Source organism: Nocardia wallacei (assembly GCF_029868745.1).
Classification (GTDB): domain Bacteria; phylum Actinomycetota; class Actinomycetes; order Mycobacteriales; family Mycobacteriaceae; genus Nocardia; species Nocardia wallacei_B.
In genome coordinates this window covers 1-21,478 of record NZ_JARWOP010000364.1, presented here as the reverse complement: position 1 = coordinate 21,478, position 21,478 = coordinate 1, and the positions used below count along the sequence as shown (strand labels likewise).

Annotated in this window: 19 protein-coding genes and 2 pseudogenes; 15 read left to right on the top strand and 6 right to left on the bottom strand. The window is 70.2% G+C overall.

All coding sequences use genetic code 11. The annotated features are described in order from the left end of the window. Positions 1-61 precede the first annotated feature (61 nt). Positions 62-1,561 carry a sugar transferase gene (locus QH470_RS33960; protein ID WP_280276478.1) on the bottom strand — a complete coding sequence of 500 codons (1,500 nt, stop codon included), beginning with the start codon at positions 1,559-1,561 and terminating at the stop codon, positions 62-64. Positions 1,562-2,067: 506 nt separating this feature from the next. On the opposite strand from QH470_RS33960, the gene QH470_RS33955 reads away from it, so the two are divergent. The 7 genes from QH470_RS33955 to QH470_RS33925 all read left to right on the top strand — a co-directional run bounded on the left by QH470_RS33955 (position 2,068) and on the right by QH470_RS33925 (position 8,126). Beyond that, positions 2,068-3,306: a class I SAM-dependent methyltransferase gene (locus tag QH470_RS33955; RefSeq protein WP_280276477.1), complete on the top strand. Its 1,239-nt coding sequence runs from the start codon at positions 2,068-2,070 to the stop codon at positions 3,304-3,306. Then, a complete protein-coding gene (locus QH470_RS33950; RefSeq protein WP_280276476.1) occupies positions 3,303-4,088 on the top strand; it encodes a glycosyltransferase family protein in 786 nt (261 codons plus the stop codon). Before QH470_RS33955 ends, QH470_RS33950 begins: the two co-directional genes overlap by 4 nt. Next, a complete protein-coding gene (locus QH470_RS33945; RefSeq protein ID WP_280276475.1) occupies positions 4,082-4,732 on the top strand; it encodes a PIG-L deacetylase family protein in 651 nt (216 codons plus the stop codon). The genes QH470_RS33950 and QH470_RS33945 overlap by 7 nt, the downstream gene beginning before the upstream one ends. A gap of 3 nt (positions 4,733-4,735) precedes the next feature. Beyond that, on the top strand, positions 4,736-5,764 hold the full coding sequence (locus QH470_RS33940; RefSeq protein WP_280276474.1) for an NAD-dependent epimerase/dehydratase family protein: 1,029 nt from the start codon (positions 4,736-4,738) through the stop codon (positions 5,762-5,764). A 3-nt stretch (positions 5,765-5,767) separates the two neighbouring features. Further along, positions 5,768-6,334: a dTDP-4-dehydrorhamnose 3,5-epimerase gene (rfbC, locus tag QH470_RS33935; protein ID WP_280276473.1), complete on the top strand. Its 567-nt coding sequence runs from the start codon at positions 5,768-5,770 to the stop codon at positions 6,332-6,334. Then, the gene (locus tag QH470_RS33930) at positions 6,331-7,416 is read left to right on the top strand and encodes a class I SAM-dependent methyltransferase (protein WP_280276472.1); all 1,086 of its coding nucleotides are present in this window, start codon (positions 6,331-6,333) and stop codon (positions 7,414-7,416) included. The genes rfbC and QH470_RS33930 overlap by 4 nt, the downstream gene beginning before the upstream one ends. Positions 7,417-7,499: 83 nt before the next feature. Beyond that, positions 7,500-8,126 (top strand): MspA family porin, encoded by a 627-nt coding sequence (locus QH470_RS33925; protein ID WP_280276471.1) that lies wholly within the window; start codon positions 7,500-7,502, stop codon positions 8,124-8,126. 2 nt (positions 8,127-8,128) lie between these two features. Here QH470_RS33925 and QH470_RS33920 read toward each other — a convergent pair whose 3' ends face one another. The 4 genes from QH470_RS33920 to QH470_RS33905 form a co-directional block, all read right to left on the bottom strand. Next, entirely contained in the window at positions 8,129-8,965 is an 837-nt protein-coding gene (locus tag QH470_RS33920; RefSeq protein ID WP_280276470.1) for a glycosyltransferase, read from the bottom strand. Beyond that, entirely contained in the window at positions 8,965-10,275 is a 1,311-nt protein-coding gene (locus QH470_RS33915; protein ID WP_280276469.1) for a polysaccharide pyruvyl transferase family protein, read from the bottom strand. The genes QH470_RS33920 and QH470_RS33915 overlap by 1 nt, the downstream gene beginning before the upstream one ends. Before the next feature lie 103 nt (positions 10,276-10,378). Beyond that, complete coding sequence (locus tag QH470_RS33910; RefSeq protein WP_280276468.1) at positions 10,379-11,404, bottom strand: ABC transporter substrate-binding protein; 1,026 nt, start codon at positions 11,402-11,404, stop codon at positions 10,379-10,381. An 84-nt stretch (positions 11,405-11,488) separates the two neighbouring features. Continuing rightward, positions 11,489-12,055: a peptide deformylase gene (locus QH470_RS33905; protein ID WP_280276467.1), complete on the bottom strand. Its 567-nt coding sequence runs from the start codon at positions 12,053-12,055 to the stop codon at positions 11,489-11,491. 46 nt (positions 12,056-12,101) lie between these two features. Here QH470_RS33905 and QH470_RS33900 point away from each other — a divergent pair, with 46 nt between their 5' ends. The 8 genes and pseudogenes from QH470_RS33900 to QH470_RS33865 form a co-directional block, all read left to right on the top strand. After that, the gene (locus tag QH470_RS33900) at positions 12,102-12,647 is read left to right on the top strand and encodes a PadR family transcriptional regulator (RefSeq protein WP_280276466.1); all 546 of its coding nucleotides are present in this window, start codon (positions 12,102-12,104) and stop codon (positions 12,645-12,647) included. A 180-nt stretch (positions 12,648-12,827) separates the two neighbouring features. Further along, positions 12,828-13,862, top strand: a complete 1,035-nt coding sequence (locus QH470_RS33895) for a glycosyltransferase family 4 protein (RefSeq protein ID WP_280276490.1) — start codon at positions 12,828-12,830, stop codon at positions 13,860-13,862. Between the two features lie 50 nt (positions 13,863-13,912). Then, positions 13,913-15,001: a glycosyltransferase family 4 protein gene (locus QH470_RS33890; protein WP_342228480.1), complete on the top strand. Its 1,089-nt coding sequence runs from the start codon at positions 13,913-13,915 to the stop codon at positions 14,999-15,001. Positions 15,002-15,041: 40 nt separating this feature from the next. Beyond that, positions 15,042-16,328 carry a lipopolysaccharide biosynthesis protein gene (locus tag QH470_RS33885; RefSeq protein WP_280276489.1) on the top strand — a complete coding sequence of 429 codons (1,287 nt, stop codon included), beginning with the start codon at positions 15,042-15,044 and terminating at the stop codon, positions 16,326-16,328. Next, positions 16,325-17,329, top strand: a complete 1,005-nt coding sequence (locus tag QH470_RS33880; protein ID WP_280276464.1) for a CgeB family protein — start codon at positions 16,325-16,327, stop codon at positions 17,327-17,329. The genes QH470_RS33885 and QH470_RS33880 overlap by 4 nt, the downstream gene beginning before the upstream one ends. A 44-nt stretch (positions 17,330-17,373) precedes the next feature. Next, a complete protein-coding gene (locus tag QH470_RS33875) occupies positions 17,374-18,777 on the top strand; it encodes a hypothetical protein (RefSeq protein ID WP_280276463.1) in 1,404 nt (467 codons plus the stop codon). Then, a complete protein-coding gene (locus tag QH470_RS33870; RefSeq protein ID WP_280276462.1) occupies positions 18,768-20,057 on the top strand; it encodes a protein tyrosine kinase in 1,290 nt (429 codons plus the stop codon). Before QH470_RS33875 ends, QH470_RS33870 begins: the two co-directional genes overlap by 10 nt. Continuing rightward, a pseudogene (locus QH470_RS33865) lies at positions 20,054-21,313 on the top strand (glycosyl hydrolase family 28-related protein); the annotation flags it as partial. The gene QH470_RS33870 and the pseudogene QH470_RS33865, both read left to right, overlap by 4 nt. Positions 21,314-21,410: 97 nt before the next feature. Here the strand turns inward: QH470_RS33865 and QH470_RS38385 are convergent. Further along, a pseudogene (locus QH470_RS38385) lies at positions 21,411-21,470 on the bottom strand (hypothetical protein); the annotation flags it as partial. Between the last annotated feature and the right edge of the window lie 8 nt (positions 21,471-21,478).

Sequence of the window (21,478 nt, the reverse complement as noted above, 5' to 3'; positions counted from 1 at the left end):
AGTGAACCACACCACACTCGTTTTGTGAACACCTTTTACTAAATGATGTTCACTCAACCGTTCAATAGGCGCCGTCGCCGCGGGTCACCGCACCGATCGTACGGGTGATGAGCAGCAGGTCCAGCACCATCGACCAGTTCTCCACGTAGGACAGGTCCAGCCGCATGGCGTCCTCGACCGACAGGTCGGACCGGCCACTGACCTGCCACAGTCCCGTCACCCCCGGCTTCACCAGCAACCGGCGGCGCATCATGCCGTCGTAGCTCTCGACCTCGCGCCGCACCTGCGGACGCGGGCCGACCACGCTCATGTGGCCGCGCAGCACGTTGAAGAACTGCGGGAGTTCGTCGAGCGAATACTTGCGGATCAACCGGCCCACCGGCGTGACCCGCGGGTCGTCGCGCAGCTTGAACAGCAGCGGGTTGCCGCCGGCGGCCGCGATCAGGTCGGCCACGTGCGCGTCGGCGTCGACGTACATGCTCCGGAACTTGATCATCCGGAACGGTTCGCCGTCGCGGCCGATGCGCTCGGAGCGATAGAACACCGGACCCGGGCTGGTGAGCTTCACCGCGCAGGCGATGGCGAGCAACACCGGCGCGACAGCGAGCAGCGCGCTCCCCGCGAAGCAGACGTCGAACACGGCTTTGCCGATCGACTTGGCCCGGTCGTACTGCGGCTTCTCCACGTGCAGCATCGGCATATCGGCGACGAGCCGGTGCGTCAGCCGGGTACCGGCGATGTCGACCAGTCCGGGCGCGACGATCAACTCCACGCCCAGCGGGTGCAGTTCCCAGGCCAAATGCCGGAAGTCGGCCGGGCCGAGGTTGTCCGTCGCGGTGATGGCGACCGTGTCGGCGCCGGCGGACCGGACCGCCTCCAGCACCGAACGATCATCTCCCACAACGGGAATCGTGCGGCCGCCGACCTCGATGCCGGGGTCCGCAGGAGCGGGAACGCCATCCGGGGTGCAGACCCCGACCACCTGGTAGCCCGATCGCGGATCACGCCCGAACGCCGCGACCATCGCCGCCGCGGCGTCGCGGCTGCCCACCACCAGTACGCGAATGCCGCAGCGCCCGGCCATCCGGTGTTCGGCGACCCAGCGCCGCCACAGCCGCCGCTGCAGTATCAGCCCCGCCAGGCCCAGCGGCAGCGCGATCGCGAGATAGCCCCGCGCGATATCGAATCCGAACAGCAGCGACAGGATGGCGACCAGACCGAACAGCCGCAGCGTCGCGGCCACGAGTCGGCGGTATTCCTCTGTGCCGCTGCCGATTACGCGCGGCGACCGGGTACCCGCGGCGGCCAGGAACGCCGTCCACACCAGCCCCAGCAACACCGAGACCGCCGTGTAGCCGACCTGCACCGGCAGCGTGGTGGCCAGGAGTGGATCGATGGGACCGCCGAAGCGGACCAGTTGCGCGGCGGCGACCGCGAGACCGACCACGAGCAGGTCACCGACCCAGAGCCGGCGCGCGTAGTCCGCTTGCCAGCGCTCGCGTTCGGAGCGCGCCGGCACCGGCGCACGAGCGACCGCACCGTAACGTAGTTCGAAACTCATGAACGAATACACCTCCCGCATGGGAGAACTCGGCTTCGATCCCCACTGACCGATCCCCCAGCGGCCGCATACCGTGACACCGATGGGTACGACGGTGTGTCGCCGGCCTGATGGGGAATGTTACTGGTTCGATCTTCGACACGCGCTCCCTGATTTTCTGCGCGACACGGTATCCCGGTAATAGCGAGAAACAAGGCAACCGGTACTTTTTGCGATTCCCCTGCCGCCCTAACGGTCCCGATATCGCCTGATAGAAATGCCGTGGCGCGGAATATCTTCGGTGCGGTCCCTCGATGTGCATGGTTCGTGCGGATTTGCGTGATAGCTCCCCGAATACTGTTTCCCGCCGGGGTGTAAAACCGACCGAAAATCACTTCCAGAGGTCCCTCGCTACCGCCCGGAAATGCGGGAATCCTGTTGTAACGTAAGGAACGTCGACGCCGACTGATGGTTGTCCCGGCACATTTGCCGGAGACCCGGTCCCGGCGAGAGGTGGGGAATACGTCGTGCGTTGCCGCCTGTGTGATTCCGGTCGGCTGGTCAGCGTGCTCGATCTGGGCGCCACACCGCCGTGTGAGAAGTTCCTGACCGCCGCGGAATTGGACCTACCCGAACCGACCTATCCCCTGCATCTGCGCCTGTGCGAGGACTGCCTGCTGCTACAGATCCCGGCGCTGATCACCCCGGCGGAGACGTTCACCGAGTACGCCTACTTCTCCTCCTACTCCGACAGCTGGGTGCGGCATGCCGAACTCTTTGTCGCGCAGGCGATTACGTCTCTCGGTCTGAGTCCGGAGTCGCTCGTCGTCGAGGTCGCCAGCAATGACGGCTACCTGCTGCGGCACGCGGTCGCCGCCGGCGTGGGCTGCGTGGGCATCGAGCCGTCGGTCAATGTCGGCGCCGCCGCGCGGGAACGAGACGTGCCGACGATCACCGCCTTCCTGGACGAGGAACTCGCGGCGAAGGTGCGCGCCGAATACGGCCCGGCGGACTTGGTGGTCGCCAACAACGTCTACGCGCACGTGCCGGACCTGCTGGGCTTCACCCGCGCGCTGCGCGGCCTGCTCGCCGACGACGGCTGGCTGTCGATCGAGGTGCACCACGCGCTGAACCTGGTGCGCCACGGGCAGTTCGACACCATCTACCACGAGCATTTCCAGTACTACACGCTGCTGTCGGCCCAGCACGCGCTGGCGACAGCGGGCCTGGCGGTCGCCGACGTGGAACTGCTGCGCACGCACGGCGGCTCGCTGCGACTATGGGTGCGCCCCACGGCGGTCGCCGTACCCACCGAGCGGGTAGCGCACCTGCTCGCCACCGAACGAGAGGCCGGATTACACAGCGTCGCAGGCTATTCCGCGCTGCGCACCCGCGCCGAACAGGTCCGTCACGACCTGTTGCGGTTTCTGCTGGACTGCCGCCGGTCGGGGCGCAGCGTCGTCGGCTACGGCGCCCCGGGCAAAGGAAACACGCTGCTGAACTACTGCGGCATCCGCCCGGATCTGTTGTCCTACACCGTCGATCGCAATCCGTACAAGCACGGCCGCTACACCCCCGGGACCCGGATACCGATCCATCCGCCGGAGCGGATCGACACCGACCGGCCCGATGTGGTGCTGGCGCTGCCGTGGAATCTGGAGGCCGAGATCACCGCGCAGCTGCGCCATCTCGGCGATCGGGGGGCGGAACTGGTGTATCCGCTGCCCACCCTGCATCACGCCGATTTTTCCGGGGGCCGGTCATGAAGGTCGTTCTGTTCTGTGGCGGTTACGGCATGCGCATGCGCGGCGGCACCGGGGATCCCGTGCCCAAGCCCATGCAGATGGTCGGGCCGCGACCGCTGATCTGGCACGTCATGCGCTACTACGCGCATTTCGGGCACAAGGATTTCATCCTCTGCCTCGGTTACGGCGCCAGCCACATCAAGAACTACTTCCTCACCTACGAGGAGTCGGCGTCCAACGACTTCGTCATCCGCGGCGGGCAAGTGGAATTGCTTGCCTCCGACATCAGCGACTGGACCATCACGTTCGCCGACACGGGAGTGGATTCCGCGATCGGCGAGCGGCTGCGCCGGGTGCGTGCGCACCTCGCGGGCGAACGGTACTTCCTGGCCAATTACGCCGACGTGCTCACCGACGCGCCGCTGGACGAGATGATCGACAAGTGTGTGACGTCGGGCGCCGCCGCCTCGATGATGATCGTGCCGCCGCAATCGTCGTTCCACTGCGTCGACGTCGACGCCGGCGGTTCCGTGGAGCGGATCACCCCGGTCTCGCGCCTGCCGATCTGGGAGAACGGCGGCTATTTCGTGCTGAGCCAGGAGGTGCTGGACCTGTTGCCGCCCGGCGGCGACCTGGTGGAGGACGCATGCGGCGCACTCGCCGCGCAGGGCCGCCTGCTCGGCTACCAGCACCACGGCTTCTGGAAGCCCGCCGACACGTTCAAGGAGCGCGCCGAACTCGACGCCGCCTACCACGGCGGTGACCGGCCCTGGATGGTGTGGGAGCGGAGCCTGGCGTGTTGAGGCTCGCCGCGCGGCGGGTGCGGGAGATCGCACTGCTCGGCGCGCACTGCGACGATCTCGCCATCGGGGCCGGGGGCACCCTGCTCACCCTCGCCGAATCCATTGCGGGACTGCGGGTCCGGGCGCTGGTGCTGTGCGGGGGCAGCGGCGGGCGGGCCGCCGAGGAGCGCGCCGCGCTGGCCTCGTTCTGTCCGGGCGCGGACCTCGAGGTGACCGTGCTGGACCTGCCCGACGGCCGCACTCCGGCACACTGGGAGGCGGCGAAGGCGGCCGTCGCCCGGCTGCGCCGCGGTGGCGAGCCGGATCTCGTGTTCGCGCCCCAACCCGGGGACGCGCATCAGGATCACCGGTTACTGGCCGAGCTGGCCCCCACCGAATTCCGCGATCATCTGGTGCTCGGTTACGAGATCCTCAAGTGGGAGACCGACACCCCGCGCCCGACCATGTTCGTCCCGCTGACGGCCGGGCTGGCCCGGCGCAAGGCGAAACTGCTCATCGAACACTATCCCTCCCAACGGAATCGGGAATGGTTCGACGAGCAGGCGTTCCTCGGGCTGTCCCGGCTGCGCGGCGTGCAGTGCCGCGCCGCGCACGCCGAGGCGTTCGTCATCGACAAGGCCACGGTCGTATTCGGAGGTGTGTGACCCATGCGCGTGCTCGTCACCGGACATCAGGGGTATCTCGGCACGGTCATGGTGCCGATCCTGCGAGCGGAGGGCCACGATGTCGTCGGGCTGGACATCGGGTACTACGCCGACTGCCTGCTCGGCCCGGCCGCGGCCGATCCGCCGGGCATCGTGGCGGATCTGCGCGAGGTGACCGCCGACCAGCTCGCCGGGTTCGACGCGGTGATCCACCTGGCGGCGCTGTCCAACGATCCGCTGGGCGCGCTGGCGCCGCGGATCACCTACGACATCAACCTGCACGCCTCCGTGCGGCTCGCGGAGCTGGCCAAGGCCGCCGGAGTCCGCCGCTTCCTCTATGCCTCGACCTGCTCGGTCTACGGCGCGGCCGGTGCGGAACTGGTCGGGGAGGACGCCACGCTGCACCCCCTGACGCCATACGCCCAGAGCAAGGTGCAGGTGGAGGCCGCCGTCGCCGCGCTCGCCGACGCCGGGTTCTGCCCGGTGTTCCTGCGCAATGCCACGGCCTTCGGGTTCTCGCCGCGACTGCGGGCCGACATCGTGCTGAACAATCTCGCCGGGTACGCGGTGCTGACCGGGGAGGTGCGGGTGCTCTCCGACGGCACGCCGTGGCGGCCGCTGGTGCACGCCGCCGATATCGCGCACGCGTTCGCCGCCTGCCTGACCGCGCCCGCCGAGCGAATCTCCGCCCGCGCCTACAACATCGGCGACGAGGCCAACAACCTCACCGTCGCCGACATCGCCGCCGCCGTGGTCGACGCCGTGCCCGGCTCCCGGCTGGTGATCACGGGTGAGACGGGCGCCGATCCGCGTTCCTACCGGGTCGACTTCCGCAGGGCGCGAACGGAACTGGGCTTCGCCGCGCGCTGGAGCGTCGCCGACGGCGCGGCGGAACTGGTGCGCGAGTACGTCGCCCGCGGTCTCACCGCCGCCGACTTCACCGGCCGTTTCACCCGGCTGGCCCGGCTGCGAGCGCTACGGGACGCGGGCGTACTGGACGACAGCCTGCGCCGGGTCCGGATCGGGGCCTGAGGCGTGCGTATCGAATCCGCCGCACTCGCGGATGTGCTGATCCTCGTCCCGGAACCGCATCGTGACAACCGCGGGCTGTTCACCCGCACCTTCGACGCCGCCGAGTTCGACGACCGCCTCGGCGTGCGCGGCGCGGCGGCGGCCTTCGTGCAGGACTCGCAGTCGCGCTCGCGGCGCGGCGTGGTGCGCGGATTGCACGGGCGGTCCGGTCGCGGCGAGGCCAAGCTGGTGCGGTGCGCGCACGGGGCCGTCTACGACGTGCTGGTCGATATCCGGCCCGGCTCGCCGACCTTCGGCCGATGGCAGGCTTTCCGACTGGACGACAACGACTTTCGCAGCCTGTATGTGCCCCCGGGGTTCCTGCACGGGTTCCAGTCGCTGACCGAGACCGCCGACGTGTGTTACCGCATCGACCGCTCGCACGATCCCGCCGAGGACCTCGCGGTCGCACACGACGACCCGGACCTGGATATTCCGTGGCCCGAACCGGTGACGGTGGTGTCGGCCCGCGACCGCGCCGCGGGAAACTGGGCGGCACTGCGGTCGGCGCCGGTGGACCCGGTGTCATGAGCGCCCACGGCTGCCGCGCGTGCGGCTCCTCGAATCCGGTCCTGGTCCTGGATCTCGGAAAGATGCCCGCCGCCAACCACTTTCCGGAGGCGGACGAGCCGGTGCGGGCCGACCGCACCCACCCGCTGGCGATGCGGCTGTGCCGCACCTGCGGACTGGCACAGCTCGCCGACGACGACACCCCGGCCGCCGAACCGCGCGGCTTGGAGCCTCAGGCGCTGCGCGACCAAGCGGCGGCGGCGGTGACCGAGGTCGCCGCCGCCGGGTGGCTGCGCGGCGGCAGCGTGCGAGAGTTCGGCAGTCCGCACGGCGGCACCTGGCTGCCACTGCTCGCGGACCGTGGGTTTGCCGGAACATATTCTCGCCCAGCGGATGTCGTGCTGGACAGCTTCGGTCTCATGCACGCGGCGGACCAGCGCGCCGCGATGGCCGACCGGGCCGCCGCCACCGATCGCGACGGGGTGCTGCTGTTGCAGTTCCACTCGCTGCGCACCATCGTCACCCAGCGACAGTGGAACGCGCTGCGGCACGGACATTTCGCGTACTACTCCCTCACCGCGCTGCGGTGGCTGCTGGGCACGGCGGGCCTGTATCCGGCCACCGCGTGGGAGTTCGATCTGTACGGCGGCACGGTGCTCGTCGCCGCCGTGCCACGCCCCGTCGATCCCGACGAGTCGGTCCGGCGCATTCTCGCCGCCGAGACCGGTCTCACCGAGCCGCGGGCGCTGGCACCGCTGCAAGCGGCCGCCGACGAGCAGACTCACGAACTGCGACGGTGGCTGGAAGCCGAAGCGGCACAGAACAATCGGGTCTACGCCTACGGGGCGGCGTCGCGCGCGGTCGCGCTGTTCGCACGCGCCGGGTTGCGTCGCGACCACCTCGCCGGAGTGGCCGACGTCTCGCCCGCCAAACACCGGCGGCGCATGCCGGGCACGGACATCCCGATCATCTCCCCGAACGACCTCGTCGCCGCCCGGCCGGACCGGGTGCTGCTCACGGTGCCCGATCTGCTGCCGGAGGTGCGATCCCGGCTGCCCGAGCTGGAGGGCAGGTGGGTGACCCGGATTCCGCGGCCGCCGTGAGCCCGCCACGATTTCCAGGGGGAAATCGACTGCGCCCGTGACGCTTACGGCGCACACCTGATGACGGAAGCAGGGGAACCAGAATGCGGGAGAACACCTCACGCGCGGTCACGCGCGCCATCTCGGCGGCGGCCGCGGTCGCCATCGGAGTGGCGCTCACGGGCGGTACCGCGGGCGCCGACATCGACAGCGCCAGCAGCATCGTCGACCACGCCAATCGCACCGTGGAGGCCATCCAGTCCGACACCCGGATCGATTTCGTCGCGCCGATGGACGGTAATCCGTTGACCCGGGAGTGGTTTCACCAGGGTCGCGCCGGATTCCGGGTGGACGGCCCGGAGGCAGCGGATTGGCGCGGGCACATCACCATCGGTTATATGGTGGGCTATCCGGCCACGCTCAACGGCAAGATCCGCTTCCAGTACTACACTCCGGGACTCGGCACGGAACTGAGCCAGCAGCCGAGACTGCAACTGTTCGACCTGGTTCCGCAGTTGGGCGTGGAGATCGATGTCGGCACCGGGCCCGGCATCCAGACCGTCGAATGCGCCGGGGGCGATATCTCGGGCAGTGACGGCTTCATTCGGATGTCGGGGTTCCACGGCACCGTGACGGGGGTCATCGGCCAGACCTCGATCCGTCCCTACGTCAAGGTGGTCGGCGCCGACGGTGACACCGTGTTCACCTACGGCCCGCTCTGGACGAACTGAGGTCAGCGCAGCAGGTCCGGGCGGCGGCGCAGCGTCGCCACCGTCCGGACTCGCACCCGCTCCCCGGCCTGCCCGACCAGCCGCAGATCTCCGGCCAGCACGTCGGACCGGGTCACCAGGTCCGGGTATTCGCGCGCCAGCCGGTGGTGGAAGCGCGCCATCTCGGTCAGCTTGGACACCGTCGAACTGCGGCTGCACAGGTTGAACGACGAATTGCGCCAGGCGGCAAGGATTTCCGGCATTCCGTAGAACGCGCCGTACTCGCTCACGCGGGCGAACAGGTCGACGTCCATCGGGAATACGAGATCGCCGCGGAAGCCGCCGACGCGTTCGAAGTCGGTGCGCCGGAACACCGCCGCCGCGGTGGGGCCGAAGTCGGCCGGGCCGCGACGCACGATGGTGCGCATCAGCGTGCGCGCCGGCTGCGCGCCGAGCAGGCCGGGCAGGCCCAGGTCGGTGTCCTCGACGGCGCCCGCCTCGTCGATCACCTCGAATTTGGCCGAGCAGATCGCGATTCCGGGATCGGCCATGATGTCTCGTTGCGCCTCGAGCGCACCCGGGAGCAGGATGTCGTCGGCGCACACCACCTTCACCAGTTCGCCCTGCGATACCGCGACGGCCTTGTTCCAGTTCTCGCCGATCGGCAGGACGGACTCGTTGCGGTGCAGGCGAATCCGGCGATCGGCGAAGGATCGCGCGATCGACGCGGTGGCGTCGGTGCTGGCGTTGTCGAGCACGGACAGTTCGAAATCGACGTCCTGGTCCAACACCGAGCGCAGGGTGGTCTCCAAGGTGCGCGCGGCATTGTAGGCGGGCACGCAGACCGACAGTGTGCTCATTACTCTCCCTGTGCCGCGACGGCGGTGCGCTCACCCTCGACCAGCTCGAACACCCGGGCCAGTCCGGCGCGGGCGGCGTCGATCTGCTCGACGGCCTTGTGCTGTAGCGGATCTCGCATGTCGGGGGCCGACTCCCACAGCTCCCGCACCGCGGCGGTCAATGTGCCGCGCAGATCCGGGTCACCGACGTGGACGACACGCAACCCGGTGCCGAACATCTCGGCCAGGCCGTGGAACTTGTCGTCGTAGTACCGCGACGCGGTGATGCCGACGGCCGGAATGCCCTGTGACAGAGCGAAAACCGCGAGATGATAGGCGCTGGTGACCACCACGCGGCAGCGCGACACCTGGCGGACCACATCCTCGGCGCCCGCGCCGCGGCCGACCGGGCGGCGGGTGTGCGCGGCGCCCGCCAGCAGCTGCCGGGTGCAGTTGCGGTCCTCACCGTCGTATTCGGAGATGATCAGCGGCCGCAGCGCCGCGCCGTGGTCGGCGGCGCACGAGCGGATCACCTCACCGAGCACGTCCCGGGCGGCCGCGCCGACCTGAGCGTAGTAGGTGATCCGCAGGCAGACCCCCAGATCTCCGCCGATCTCGGCGCGCCGCAGCCGGTAGGCCAGCTCGACCGCGTCGTCGCCGGTCACCATGACCCGCTCCGGCGCGACGCCGAGGTCGGCGAGCAGCTTCGGGCCGCGCCGACCCTCGCGCAACGCGATGAATCCGACACCGGGCAGCACTCGCGCGGCGCGCTCCAGCAGTAGCGGATCCTCGAGGGGACCGAAGCCCTGACCGATCATGGCGGTCGGAATGCCCTGCGACTGTGCGTATTCGAGCAGATTGAGGGTGCGATTGGCCTGGTACCGGTCGACATCGGTCATATAGCCGCCGCCCTGGGCGAGCACCAGGCCCGCCGCGGCGATCGCCGCGGGCAGTGGCGGTTCGGGTGGCTCAACGTGCTGATCGTCATTGCCGCGCAACGCTTTCCGGAGGCCCCGTACGCGTGACTTCGGCCCGTCGGTGGCGGCGCGCCAGCGCAGAGCCGTCACCGCGCCCAGCCGATCGAGCCGAGGCGGTGGCTCCCACCGGCCGCCGGTGTCCAGGCGGATCGGATCGGCCCCCGGCACCAGCGCGCGCAGCACCCTCGGCTGATCGGTGAGCATGCCGATCCGCGCCGCGGGCCAGCGCTCCCGCAAGCGTTGCACGGTGACAGCCATCATCGCGATATCGCCACGATTGCGCAGCCAGTACTCGCCGTTCTCGACCAGTACCCGGATGTCGTCGGCACCCGCCCCCGCGCCGAACTTCCCCACGCGTTGTCCTTCCGCAAGCCGGGCATCCACCCGGATCATGGGTTCGGAGAAGCAGCACTGCCGCTCGCGAATGTATCGCACTCCGTGGCGATTTCGCTACGCGTCAGGCGCCGGACCCCGCGTTGCGGACCGCGTCGGCCAGCCGTTCGAGCAGTGGCGCGACGCCCGCGTAGGAGAACCGGTACACCGGGCTCCACGGCGCCAGCGCGCCGGCGCGCACGGCGGGCAGCGTGCGCCACAGAGGTTTTCCGGCCAGCGCGTCGGGTTGCACGGCGGCGGAGCGGTTGTCGAGCAGGATGAGATCGGCCGGGTACCTGTCGGCGTTCTCCCAGCTGAGGCTCTCGTAGAAGCCCTGACTGTCCACCCGCTCGGGAACGACCAGCCGCACGCCGAGTTCGCGGAAGTAGCTCAGATCGGCCGAGGCGCGCGGGTCCGACACGTAGAAGGTATCCGGGGCCGCGGAGGCGGCCAGCACCCGCAGCTCCGGCTTCGCCGCGGCCGCGTCCCGCACCGCCTGCGCCGCCGTGTCGAATCGGGCCCGGGCCCGCGCGACGGGCGGCGCGGCGGGGTCGGCGCCGAGCGCCACGGCAAGTTGCTCGTAGCGGCCGATCGTCGTGGGCAGCGGCTGCTTCGCGACCGAGATCGCGGCGATGTTCGGATTGATCGATTCGATCTGCGAACGACTCTCGTCCGGCACGTACCACAACCCGTCCGGCACGTACATGTCCGTGATCAGCAGGTCGGGTTCGAGTGCGGCATACCTCTCCACATCGAACTCACCCCAGCTGTTGCCCAGCACGGTGAGCCGGTTCGGATCGAGATCACCGGCCAGTTCGGAGGTCGCGCCGCTGCCCGCCCGCACCTCGCCGAAGATTCCGGCGAGCCGATCGCCCAGCCCGTAGTCCGCCAGGGTCGCGGCGGACCCGGTGAAGGCCACCACGCGCGACGGAATGCCTTGGGCGTGCGCGGTTTTCCCGCGATCGTCGGTGAAGGACCAGGTATCCGGCCCGGCCGCGTCGTCGTCCGGCGCGCGGCCGCAGCCCGCGAGTGCGGCGAGGACCGCGGCCCCCGCCGCGAACAAACCGCGACGGTTCAGCCGGGTGCGTTCGGCTGCGAGAGCAGGTCCCATACGATCCTCAGCTCGACGGTGGGCATCGGAGTTACCGATCAGCTACATAGGCTAGCCTAACTCAGGCGCGGAGGGCCGCGGGGTTCAGCCGTGGAACGGGTCGGCGACGGTGCCCGGGAGCCAGGAATTGCCGGGGCGGGTCCAGTCGCGCTGTTTGATCATCTTGCGGGCCGCGCGCTGATTACGGCCGATGAGGCGGGACAGATACAGCCGCCCGGCGAGGTGGTCGGTCTCGTGCTGGAGGCAGCGGGCCAGATAGCCGGTGCCCGCCACGGTGACCGGCTGCCCGTCCGCGTCCACACCGGTCACCTCGGCCCAGTGCGCGCGGCCGGTCGGGAACCACTCGCCCGGCACGGACAGGCACCCCTCGCCGTCGTCGGGGTCGGGCATCGTCTCGGGGATCTCCGAGGTCTTCAGCACCGGATTGACCACGTAGCCGCGCTGCCGCACGCCGCGGTCGATCAGGTCGTAGACGAAGACCGCGCGCGGATCACCGATCTGGTTGGCGGCCAAGCCCGCGCCGTTGGCGGCGGTATTCGTCTCGAACAGGGTGTCGACGAACGCGGCCAGCTCGGCGCCGAACTCGGTGACGGGAACGGCCGGGGTGGTGAGCCGGGGGTCGCCGGCGATGAGAATCGGTCGTACAGCCATGCCCGCGAGACTACTCAAATACGAGTAGTCATGTCAGACTCACGGGGTGAACGAGACCCGGTTGTTCGTCCTCGCCGCCCTGGCCAAGCGCGGTCCCATGCACGGCCACCAGCTGCGCCGCGACGCCCGGCTGGACCGCGCCGACCTGTGGTCGCGGGTGAAGCCGGGCTCGCTGTACGGGGCGCTGCACCGCATGAGCGACGAGGGCCTGATCCGGCCGCTGCGCACCGAGCAGCCCGGCGCGCTGCCCGCCCGGACGGTCTACGAGATCACCGAGGAGGGCCTGCGGGAACTGCGGGCCCTGCGCGACGAGGCCCTCACCGATGTCGCCATCCGGCCCGATCCGGTGGATCTCGCACTGGCCGTGAGCACCGACCTCGATCCGGAGTTGTTGCGCGGCTATCTCACCGACCGCATCGCCGCGCTGCGCGCGCATCTCGTACGCATCGAACACCAGCTCGAGCGGCGCTGGCCGGACCAGGGGACGGTGGACGATCTCGTCGTCGACCACGCCAGGATGCGCATCCAGGCCGAGATCGACTGGCACGGCAAGGTTCTCGCCGACGTCGACAAGCTGGACGAACGCCGCTGACGCTGTAACGCCCACACCGCTCACAGCGAATTCCCCCGGGATGGGCCGTCCTTCGCGCACTGCGGGACGGCCGAATGCGCCTAGACTCTCATCCAGGGGATGGAGGCGATCACGACCGTGATCGTCCCGGTGAACAATGCGCGGGGGTTCGGCGTGGGTCCACTTCCACTACGGGTACACATGACCGGATCGGAGTGGTTCGCGGCGGCCCCCGGCGGGCTGAACCGGTACTTCACCGATCTGCACAGCGCCCTGCGCGCGTGCCCTGAGACAGCGGTCACCGCAACGGCTTTCGGCGACGCCCCCGACGGCGGCCGCACGTGGGGCCCGACCGGCGGCGGCGCCGCGCGCCGTGCCGCGCGAGCGTTCCTCGACCTCTCCCCCGCCGCCACGATCGTGGACCGGCATTTCTGCCTCTACGGTCCCCCTACGACCGGACCGCTGGTCGTCCACTTCCACGGCCCCTGGGCCGCGGAGAGCCGCACGGCCGGGGCGAGTGACGGAGCGGTGCGTACCAAGTACCTGCTCGAACGCCTCCGCTACGCACGAGCAGACCGTTTCGTCGTGCTGTCGAACCACTTTCGCGACCTGCTGACGACCGACTACCGGGTGCGCGCGGACCGGATCACCGTGATCGCGCCGGGCGTGGACCTGGATCGGTTCGCCGCCACCGACATCCCGACCGACGCGCCACGGGTGCTGTGCGTGCGCCGACTGGAACGTCGCATGGGCATCGGCACCCTGATCGACTGCTGGCCCGCGGTCCTCGACCGGCACCCCGGCGCGCGCTTGACCATCGTCGGAACCGGCTCCGCCGCAGCGGAACTCCGCGCCGCGGCCGCCGGGCAACCGACCATCGAATTCACCGGCCGCGTCCCAGACGACCGGCTGTCCGACCTCTACGCGCGGGCCTGGTGCACCGTGGTGCCCTCCCATACGCTCGAGGGCTTCGGTCTGATCGCTCTCGAATCGCTCGCCGCCGGCCGCGCGCCCATCGTCTCCGGCTGTGGCGGGCTGCCCGATTCGGTCCGGGGCCTGGATCCCACGCTCATCGTCGCGCCGGGCGATCCCGAGGCACTCGCCGACCGGCTCACCGAGGCCCTCGACGGCGGCGTCCCCACCGCGAAACAGTGCCGCGCACACGCCGAATCGTTCTCGTGGGACACCGCGGCCCGCCGCCACATCGACCTCTATCGGGAACTGGCCGCGCCGTGAAGGCGGTGTTCGTCGCGCACACCGCGGCACCGTCCGGCGCCGAACTGGCCATGCTCCGGCTGGCCGCGGCCCTGCGCGAGCGGTGCGACACCGCCGTCGTCTACACCGCGGACGGGCCGATGGTCGAGCGCACGCGCGCCCGCGGTATCGAAACCCGCTTGCTGCGCAACGACTTCGACAGCCGCGCGGTGACCATCGCGACGGCGGGCCCGCGCCGCCTGCTCGCCGGTGCGATCGCCCTGGTGCGAGTGGGCTGGGAGTTGGGCGCCACCGCGCGGCGGCTGGAGGCGTCGGTGCTGATCGCGCAGAGCACCAAGGCGCTGCTCATGGGCGCTGTGGCGGCCCGGCGCGCCCGGATACCGCTGATCTGGCAGGTACACGACCGGATCACCCCGGATTATTTCGGCCGGCGGCTCGCCCCGCTGCTGCGCCTGCTCGGCCGCCTCGCCGCGCACGGCTACCTCGCGAACAGCCGCACGACACTCGAATCCCTGTGTACCGGGCGCAAACCGGCCGTCGTCGCCTACCCCGGTCTCGAGCCGCGCGCGCCCGAGGCCCGCGCCGCGCCGCGCCCGCCGCCGGAGACCGTCGTCGCCGTGGTCGGGCGGCTGGCCCCGTGGAAGGGGCAGGACGTCTTCCTGCGCGCCGTCGCCCGGACCCGCATTCGCCCCGCCCGCATCCTGCTGATCGGCGGCGCCTTCTTCGACGAGGAGCCCTACCGGGCCGGACTGGAACGGCTGGCCGCCGCACTGGATCTACCGGTGACCTCCACCGGGCACGTCGAGGACCCGGAAAGCCTACTGGCACAGGCGGATATCCTGGTCCATTGCTCTGTGCTGCCGGAGCCGTTCGGGCAGGTCGTCGTCGAGGGGATGCGGGCCGGCTGCGCCGTGATCGCCACCCGGCCCGGCGGCCCGGCGGAGATAATCGAATCCGGCGTGAACGGACTGCTGGTCGCCGCCGGCGACGAGCGCGCGCTGACCGCCGCGCTGGACCGGCTCATCGAAGACACCGAATTGCGCGCGAAACTCGCCGACGCCGCCCGGATTCGCGCGCAGCGATTCGACATCACCGAGACCGCCCGCGTCGTCGCGGGGCTGCTGACCTCGGTGACAGAACAGCGAGGGCGACGTGACTGAATCCGACCCCGGCGACCCGGCGCGCCGCCCTCCCAAACCCGTGAAGCACGGGCTGGGCGCGGTGCTGCGCGATATCGGTTACGTCAGTTTCGGCAAGTACGGCCAGTACCTGATCACGGTGGTGACGCTGCCGCTCATCTCGCGGCTGCTCGGGCCGCACGGTGTCGGCCTGCTGGCCATCGGCATGTCGGCGTATTTCATCGGCTCGCTCGCCGTCGATCTGGGCATCACCTCGTTCCTGGCCGCGAAAGTGCATGACACACCGGGCGAATCGAACGACATCGGTCGTCTGCGCGGCACCTATCTCGTCATCCGCGTCATCACGCTGAGCCTGTTGGGACTGGCGTTGGTCGGCGGTCTGGTCCTCGGTGTGCCCGCGGCGCTGCACATGATCCTGCTGGGGCTGTTCACCGGTGGGTTCTGGTCGATCTCGGAGGATTGGCTGCTGATCGGGCAGGGCCGGTTCGGCGCGTCCACGCTGTACCAGGGGGCGGGGCGGATCGGCTATCTGGTGCTGCTGATCGCGCTGCTCCCGCACTTTCCCAACGCGTCGGTGGCGCTGTTGTGCCTGCTGGTGTCGTCGGTGCTGACGGTGGCGCTGACATGGTGGGATGCCCTGCGCTGCTACGGGATTCCGGGGCGACCCGGCGATGTGCGGCGCATCCTCCGGACGGGCGCACCCGTGCTGACCTCCCGAGCCCTGGTGACCAGCTACGGCCAGGGTTCCGCGGCGGTGTACTCGGCGGTGCTCGACGCCGCGTCGCTGGGCCTGTACTCCGCCGGGGACCGGCTCGTCCGCGCCATCCAGTCCTTACTGGACCCGATCGGCTTCGCGCTGCTGCCCCGGATGGCGCGGCGCAGCGGGGAGAAGGTGTTCTGGCACAACGCCATTCGATCGTTGGTCGCCTGCCTGAGCGTCGCCGTAGTGGCGATGCTCGCCGTCTGGGCGCTGGCGCCGATGCTGGTGCACGTGATGTTCGGCAGCGAGTTCGCCGACGCGGTGCCGCTGCTGCGGGTGGAGGTGCTCATCCTGCCCGCCACCACGATCACCTCGCTGGTGACGACCGCGGTGCTGCCGGTGCGGCAGGACACCGCCGGGGTGTTGATCGGCGCGATTATCGGAACCTGCGTCGCGGCCGGGGCGCTCGTCGTGGCCGTGCGGACCGAATCGGTCTGGACGCTGGTATACGGCACGGTCGGCGCCGAGGTGACGGTCGCGCTGTGGTACCTCGTCCGGGTGCGGTGGCTGATCGTCCGGGAACGCGGCGCGCGGCAAGGCGACACCGCACCGGTCCCGGTGCCCACCGGCGAGGGAGAACGACGATGAGAATCCTGTACGTGGGCGACGACTGGGTGGGCAGCAACGCGCGCTCGCTGGCCGACGGCTTCCGCCGGGCCGGGCACGAGGTGGTGGTCGTGGACACCACGGCGGTCACGCTGCCGGGCCGGCTGTCGCCGCCGTGGGTGTACGCCAAGCTGGCGCGGCGGCGCGCGCCCTGGACCGTATCGGGCGTGCACGACGAGATCGACGCGCTCGCCGCGGATTTCGTGCCGGACCTGCTGTTCGCCTTCAAGGCCGTACATCTCGATCAAGCCCGGCTGCTGTCGGTCCCCGCAGCCTTGCGCGTGCATTACAGCCCCGACGACGTCGCCAATCCCGAGAACATCAGCGCCGATTACCTCCGGTACGAAGCGGAATGGGATCTCGTGGTCACCACCAAACGGCACAATGTGGGCGAAATGCGCGAGCGCGGCGCCCGGGCCGTCACCTACGTCGCCAGCGCCTACGACCCGGCCTGGCATCGCCCGTGCGCACGGCGCGGACCGGACCGGTTCCTGGCCGGATTCATCGGCGCCCGCCGCCCCGACCGCACCGGACTGCTGAGCGCTCTCGCCCGCGATTACGGTGCGGCACTGGCGATCTACGGCCCCGGCTGGCGCCGCGTGCCGGGCTTGTGGCGCAGCGGGGCCACCGTGCGCGGCCCGGTCTACGGTGAGCACTTCTCGGCGGCCGTCGCGGCGGTGACCGCGAATCTGGTGCTGCTCAACTCGGCCAACCGGGATACCCATACCTGCCGCAGCTTCGAGATTCCCGCCGCCGGTGGGCTTTTCGTCGGTGAACGGACCGACGAGCATGCCCGGCTGCTGACCGAAGAGTCGGAATGTTTCCTGTTCTCCTCGCCCGCCGAACTGCGCGCGATCCTGGAACGCTGTGCGCGCCATCCGGGCCAGGCCGCGAAGGTGGCCGAGGCCGGCCACCGCCGCATCACGGCCGGACACAACCGTTACGCCGACCGAGCCGCCGAGATCATCGAGGCGATCGGGTAACGGCGCGGCCGCGCACGCGACATACGGGTGATGAAGGACATGGGGTGATTGGCGCGACGCCGCTCGAAGTATCCCTCGTCGCAGGGGCATTGGCGAGCATCGTGGTCGCCGGGATGTGGCTGCCCGGTCCGATCCGCGTCTTCCTCGTCGCACAGGCCGCGCAGTGGGCACTGTCCTACGTGGCGCGGCCGGTGGTGCTGCTGTGGGTGCAACCCGATCCGCACTACGGCGACAACGTTCCCGATCCGCGCCTGGCCGTGCTGGGGTATGACCACGGCATCGCCCTGGTGCTGCGCCCGGTGGTGTTCGGTCTGTGGCTGTACGCGGGACTGGTTGTGGCGTACGCGATCTGGACGCGCCGTCGCCGGAGTCGCGAACCGTCCGCGTCGGATTCGGGCACGGGGGAAGCATTTTTCGCACGCGACCCGGCATTCATCCAGACCATGTGCGTGCTCTATGTCCTCGGGACGCTGGGCAGGCTGGCCGCCGTGACGACCGGGAACAACGGCCGCGCGGGCGAATTGGAGAGCCCCAACCCGATCATCAATCTCGTCACCATCCTCGCCACGCTCGGCGCCGTCGGAATCATCGTGTACGCGCGGCCCGCCAACCCCCGCACCACAGTGCTGATCATCGGCGCGCTCACCCTCGGCGAACTGCTGTGGACCGTCGCCGTGCAGTCGAAGACCCCGATCATGGGCGCCGCGCTGGCCATCGCCGTCCGCTGCGCGATGACCGGATGGACCCGGCTGAAGGTGGCGGCGGTGCTGGCGATCACGGTGCTGGGCATCGGCGCGTTCGGCTGGTTGCAAGGGTTGAAGGCCACACCGGCGACGAAAGCCGACGCCGCCGTCACCGATTCGAGCTATCCCGAGGCGATTCGCCCGCTGCTCAGCCTGCTGCGCCGCTTCGACGGACTGGAGGCCGCCACCGACGCCTACTACGCCGGTCCGCACTCGTGGCTGACCCCGACCGAGGTGGCACAGCACGCCGTGCAGAGCCTGATCCCGTCCCAGTTGCTCGGCGCCGAGAAGTTCCGTTCCGGGGCGGCGTGGGCCGAGCAGGTGCGCGGCGGATCGGTGGACATGGGCAAGGTGTCGGTGTCGCTGGCGGAGGGCAATATCAGCGAAGGCTACGTGCTGGGCGGGTACGGCGGTGTGGCACTGGGGGTTTCGATCACCTTCGCGCTGTTGCTGATCTGGTCCCGCTGCCTCTACAGCCGGCACGTGCCGCTGCCGGTCTTCGGTCTCGCGGTGATCGAGGTGCCCGTACTGTTCGAGCGCGGCATGCTCGGCACCGTCGAGACACTCGGCAAGTACCTCCAGGCCATGGTGCTGGTCTGGGTCACCTATGTATTGATCGCCGAATATCGACGGCAGACCGCGACCCGCATCGGGCTCGCCGCGCTGCCTGCCGCCGGGAAAACGAGGGCAGGGCAATGGGTTTGACCGATATCTGGCGAATCACCCGGCGGCGCTGGCCGATCCTGCTGGTCGCGCTGGTGCTGTGCACCGCCGCCGCCTACGGCTATCAGCGGACCCAGCCCGTCACCTATACCGCGTCCAGCACGTGCTATGTCTCGATGGCGACGGGGACCTCCGTCAACGACTCCTATCAGGGCGGCCTGGCCGCACAGCAGCGGGTGCGGTCCTATCTCGAGCTGGCGGGCAGCGAGACGGTGGCGCAGCGGGTCAAGGATCAACTCGGGTTGCGCGAGTCCACCGCGTCGCTGCGCGGCCGGATCGGCGCGGCCTCCCCACCGGCGACGACGGTCATCGTGGTGACCGCGCGCGACAGCACCGCCGAGGGAGCCCGGATCCTGGCCGACGAGGTCGTGTCACAGTTCCGGCACCTGATCGCTCAGCTGGAGACCATCCAGGTCGACGCCGCGCCCGCCGCCCGCGTCGCGGTGGTCGACACGGCGCGGACGCCCGGCGGGCCCAGTTCGCCGCAGGCCGGCCGGACCGTGCTGCTGGGTGTGCTCGCCGGGCTCGCCCTCGGGTTCGGCGCCGCGTTCGTCCGCGACCGGCTGGACCGCAGGCTGCGCGGCTCCGGCGATCTCGCGGCGATCCTGCCCGCGCCGATCCTCGGCATCATCGACGACGGCCGCCCGGGCGCGCCCGGCGAGTTGCGGCGGCTGCGCACCCGTCTCGGTACCGACACCACCAGCGTCCTGCTCACCTCGCTGTCGGACCGGTCGCAACCCACGGTGACCGCGAATCTCGCTCGCACCCTTGCCGATACCGGCGACCGGGTGGTGCTGGTCGACGCCGATACCACCGGGCAGGGCAACTCCGGCCTCGTGCCGGTGCGGGCCGCGGCGGGCCTGGCCGAATTGCTGCGCGGCTCCGCCCCGCTCGACGACGCGATCGCCGCGTGGCCGGACGCGGGGATCAGCGTGCTGCCGATCGGCGTGATCGATTCCCGCACACCGGATTTGCTGGCCTCCGAGCGATTCGCCGAGATCATGTCCAAGCTGCACAGCGAATTCGACCGCATCGTCGTGGAGGCCGCTCCGATCACCGCGGCGGCCGACGCCATCGCGCTGGCCCGCCACTGCGATGCCACGCTCGGCGTGGTGGAACTCGGGCGGACTACCGCACCGCAGGTGCGCGGCGCGCTGGCCACGCTCGGCTCCGGAGCGGCACAACTGACCGGCGCGGTGGCGTTCACGCCGGCGGGCAGCGCGACGCGAAACATCCTGGTGCGCTTGGGGAGACGGGCGTGAACCGGCCCGAGGACGACGGCGTCCGGCGACGCCGACTGCTCGCGGTCACCCTGGGCGCCGCCGCGGCCGGGTCGCTCGCCGCCTGCGCCTCCGGCGACGACACCGCCTCCGGATTCCGTTCGCCGCACGTCACCGACGCACCGGCGGCGCGCAATGTCCGCGACTTCGGCGCGGTCGGCGACGGCCGGGCCGACGACACCGCCGCACTGGCCGCGGCCGCCGCCGTCGGCGACCGCCCCCTGGTGATGTACCTGCCCGCCGGGCAATACCGCGTGTCCCGCTGGCCCGAGCTACCCGATTTCGCGACCGTCCTCGGCGACGGCGCCGACGTCACCACGATCGTGCACGAGGGCGACGGGACGCTGATCACGCTGCGCCGCAAGCACCGCGTGCGCTTCTCCCGCCTGGGCTTCTTTCTCTCCGGCGAGTCCGGTACCGCGATCCAGCTGTCCGAATGCTTCCGCTGCACCTTCGACGCGGTCGTGTTCCGCGGCAATCACCTCGCCGAGAACTTCCCCCGGTACACCCGGCAGCGCGGAGTGGTGCTGGACGCCAACACCGGCGGCACGGCATTCGTGAACTGCGACATCAACAACTTCGGGTACGGGCTGGTCACCTCCTGCATCCAGAACTACGTCACCTCATCGAAATTCACGAGCAACCGGGTGTCGGTGCTCGGCACGGGCGGCGACCACAACGCCGGATTAGCGCTGAGCAATGTCGAATTCGTGTCCGACGAGGATCCGCGCACCACCGACCGTCACGTCGTCGTCGACGGCGCCGCCAACGACTGGTGGTTCACCAACGTCTGGTTCGAGGGGGCAGACACCGCCCTGGCGATCGGCGGCAGTAGTGGTGGGCCGGCGCAGTTCGGCATGGTCAACTGCAAGGTCGCGGCGCGGCGCACCTGCCTGGAACTGACCCGCTGCCGTCAGCCGTACCTGGCGAACGTGCAGTTCGATCCGGATCTCGACACCGCGCCGACAGAGCTGCGGATCGACCCGGCCGGCTGCCCGGAAGGCACGGCGATCAATCTGATCTCCGGATCGCACGACGACATCGACCCCCACGTCTTTCCCGACGGCTGGCACGTCATCGGGCGGGGCCGGGTGCACGGGGCGCGCTTCGCCGGGACGGTGGTCGCGCAGGCCGCCCGTCCCGATGTCGATGTGCTACAGATCCAGGATCCCGACGGCACCGTCGGTGCGGCCGTATTACCCGGCGGCGCTTGGCTTTCCGAGCGGGCCGGGGGGGGGGGGGGGGGGGGCGGCCCCCCCCCGGGGGACGTGCGGACAATGCCGCGACGGCCGCGACGGTGCGGTGCTCGAAGATGTCCTGCACCCGTAGTTCGTCGCCCAGTTCTCGCAGGATGCGGGCGCGCAGCCGGACGGCGCTCAGCGAGTCGCCGCCCATCCGGAAGA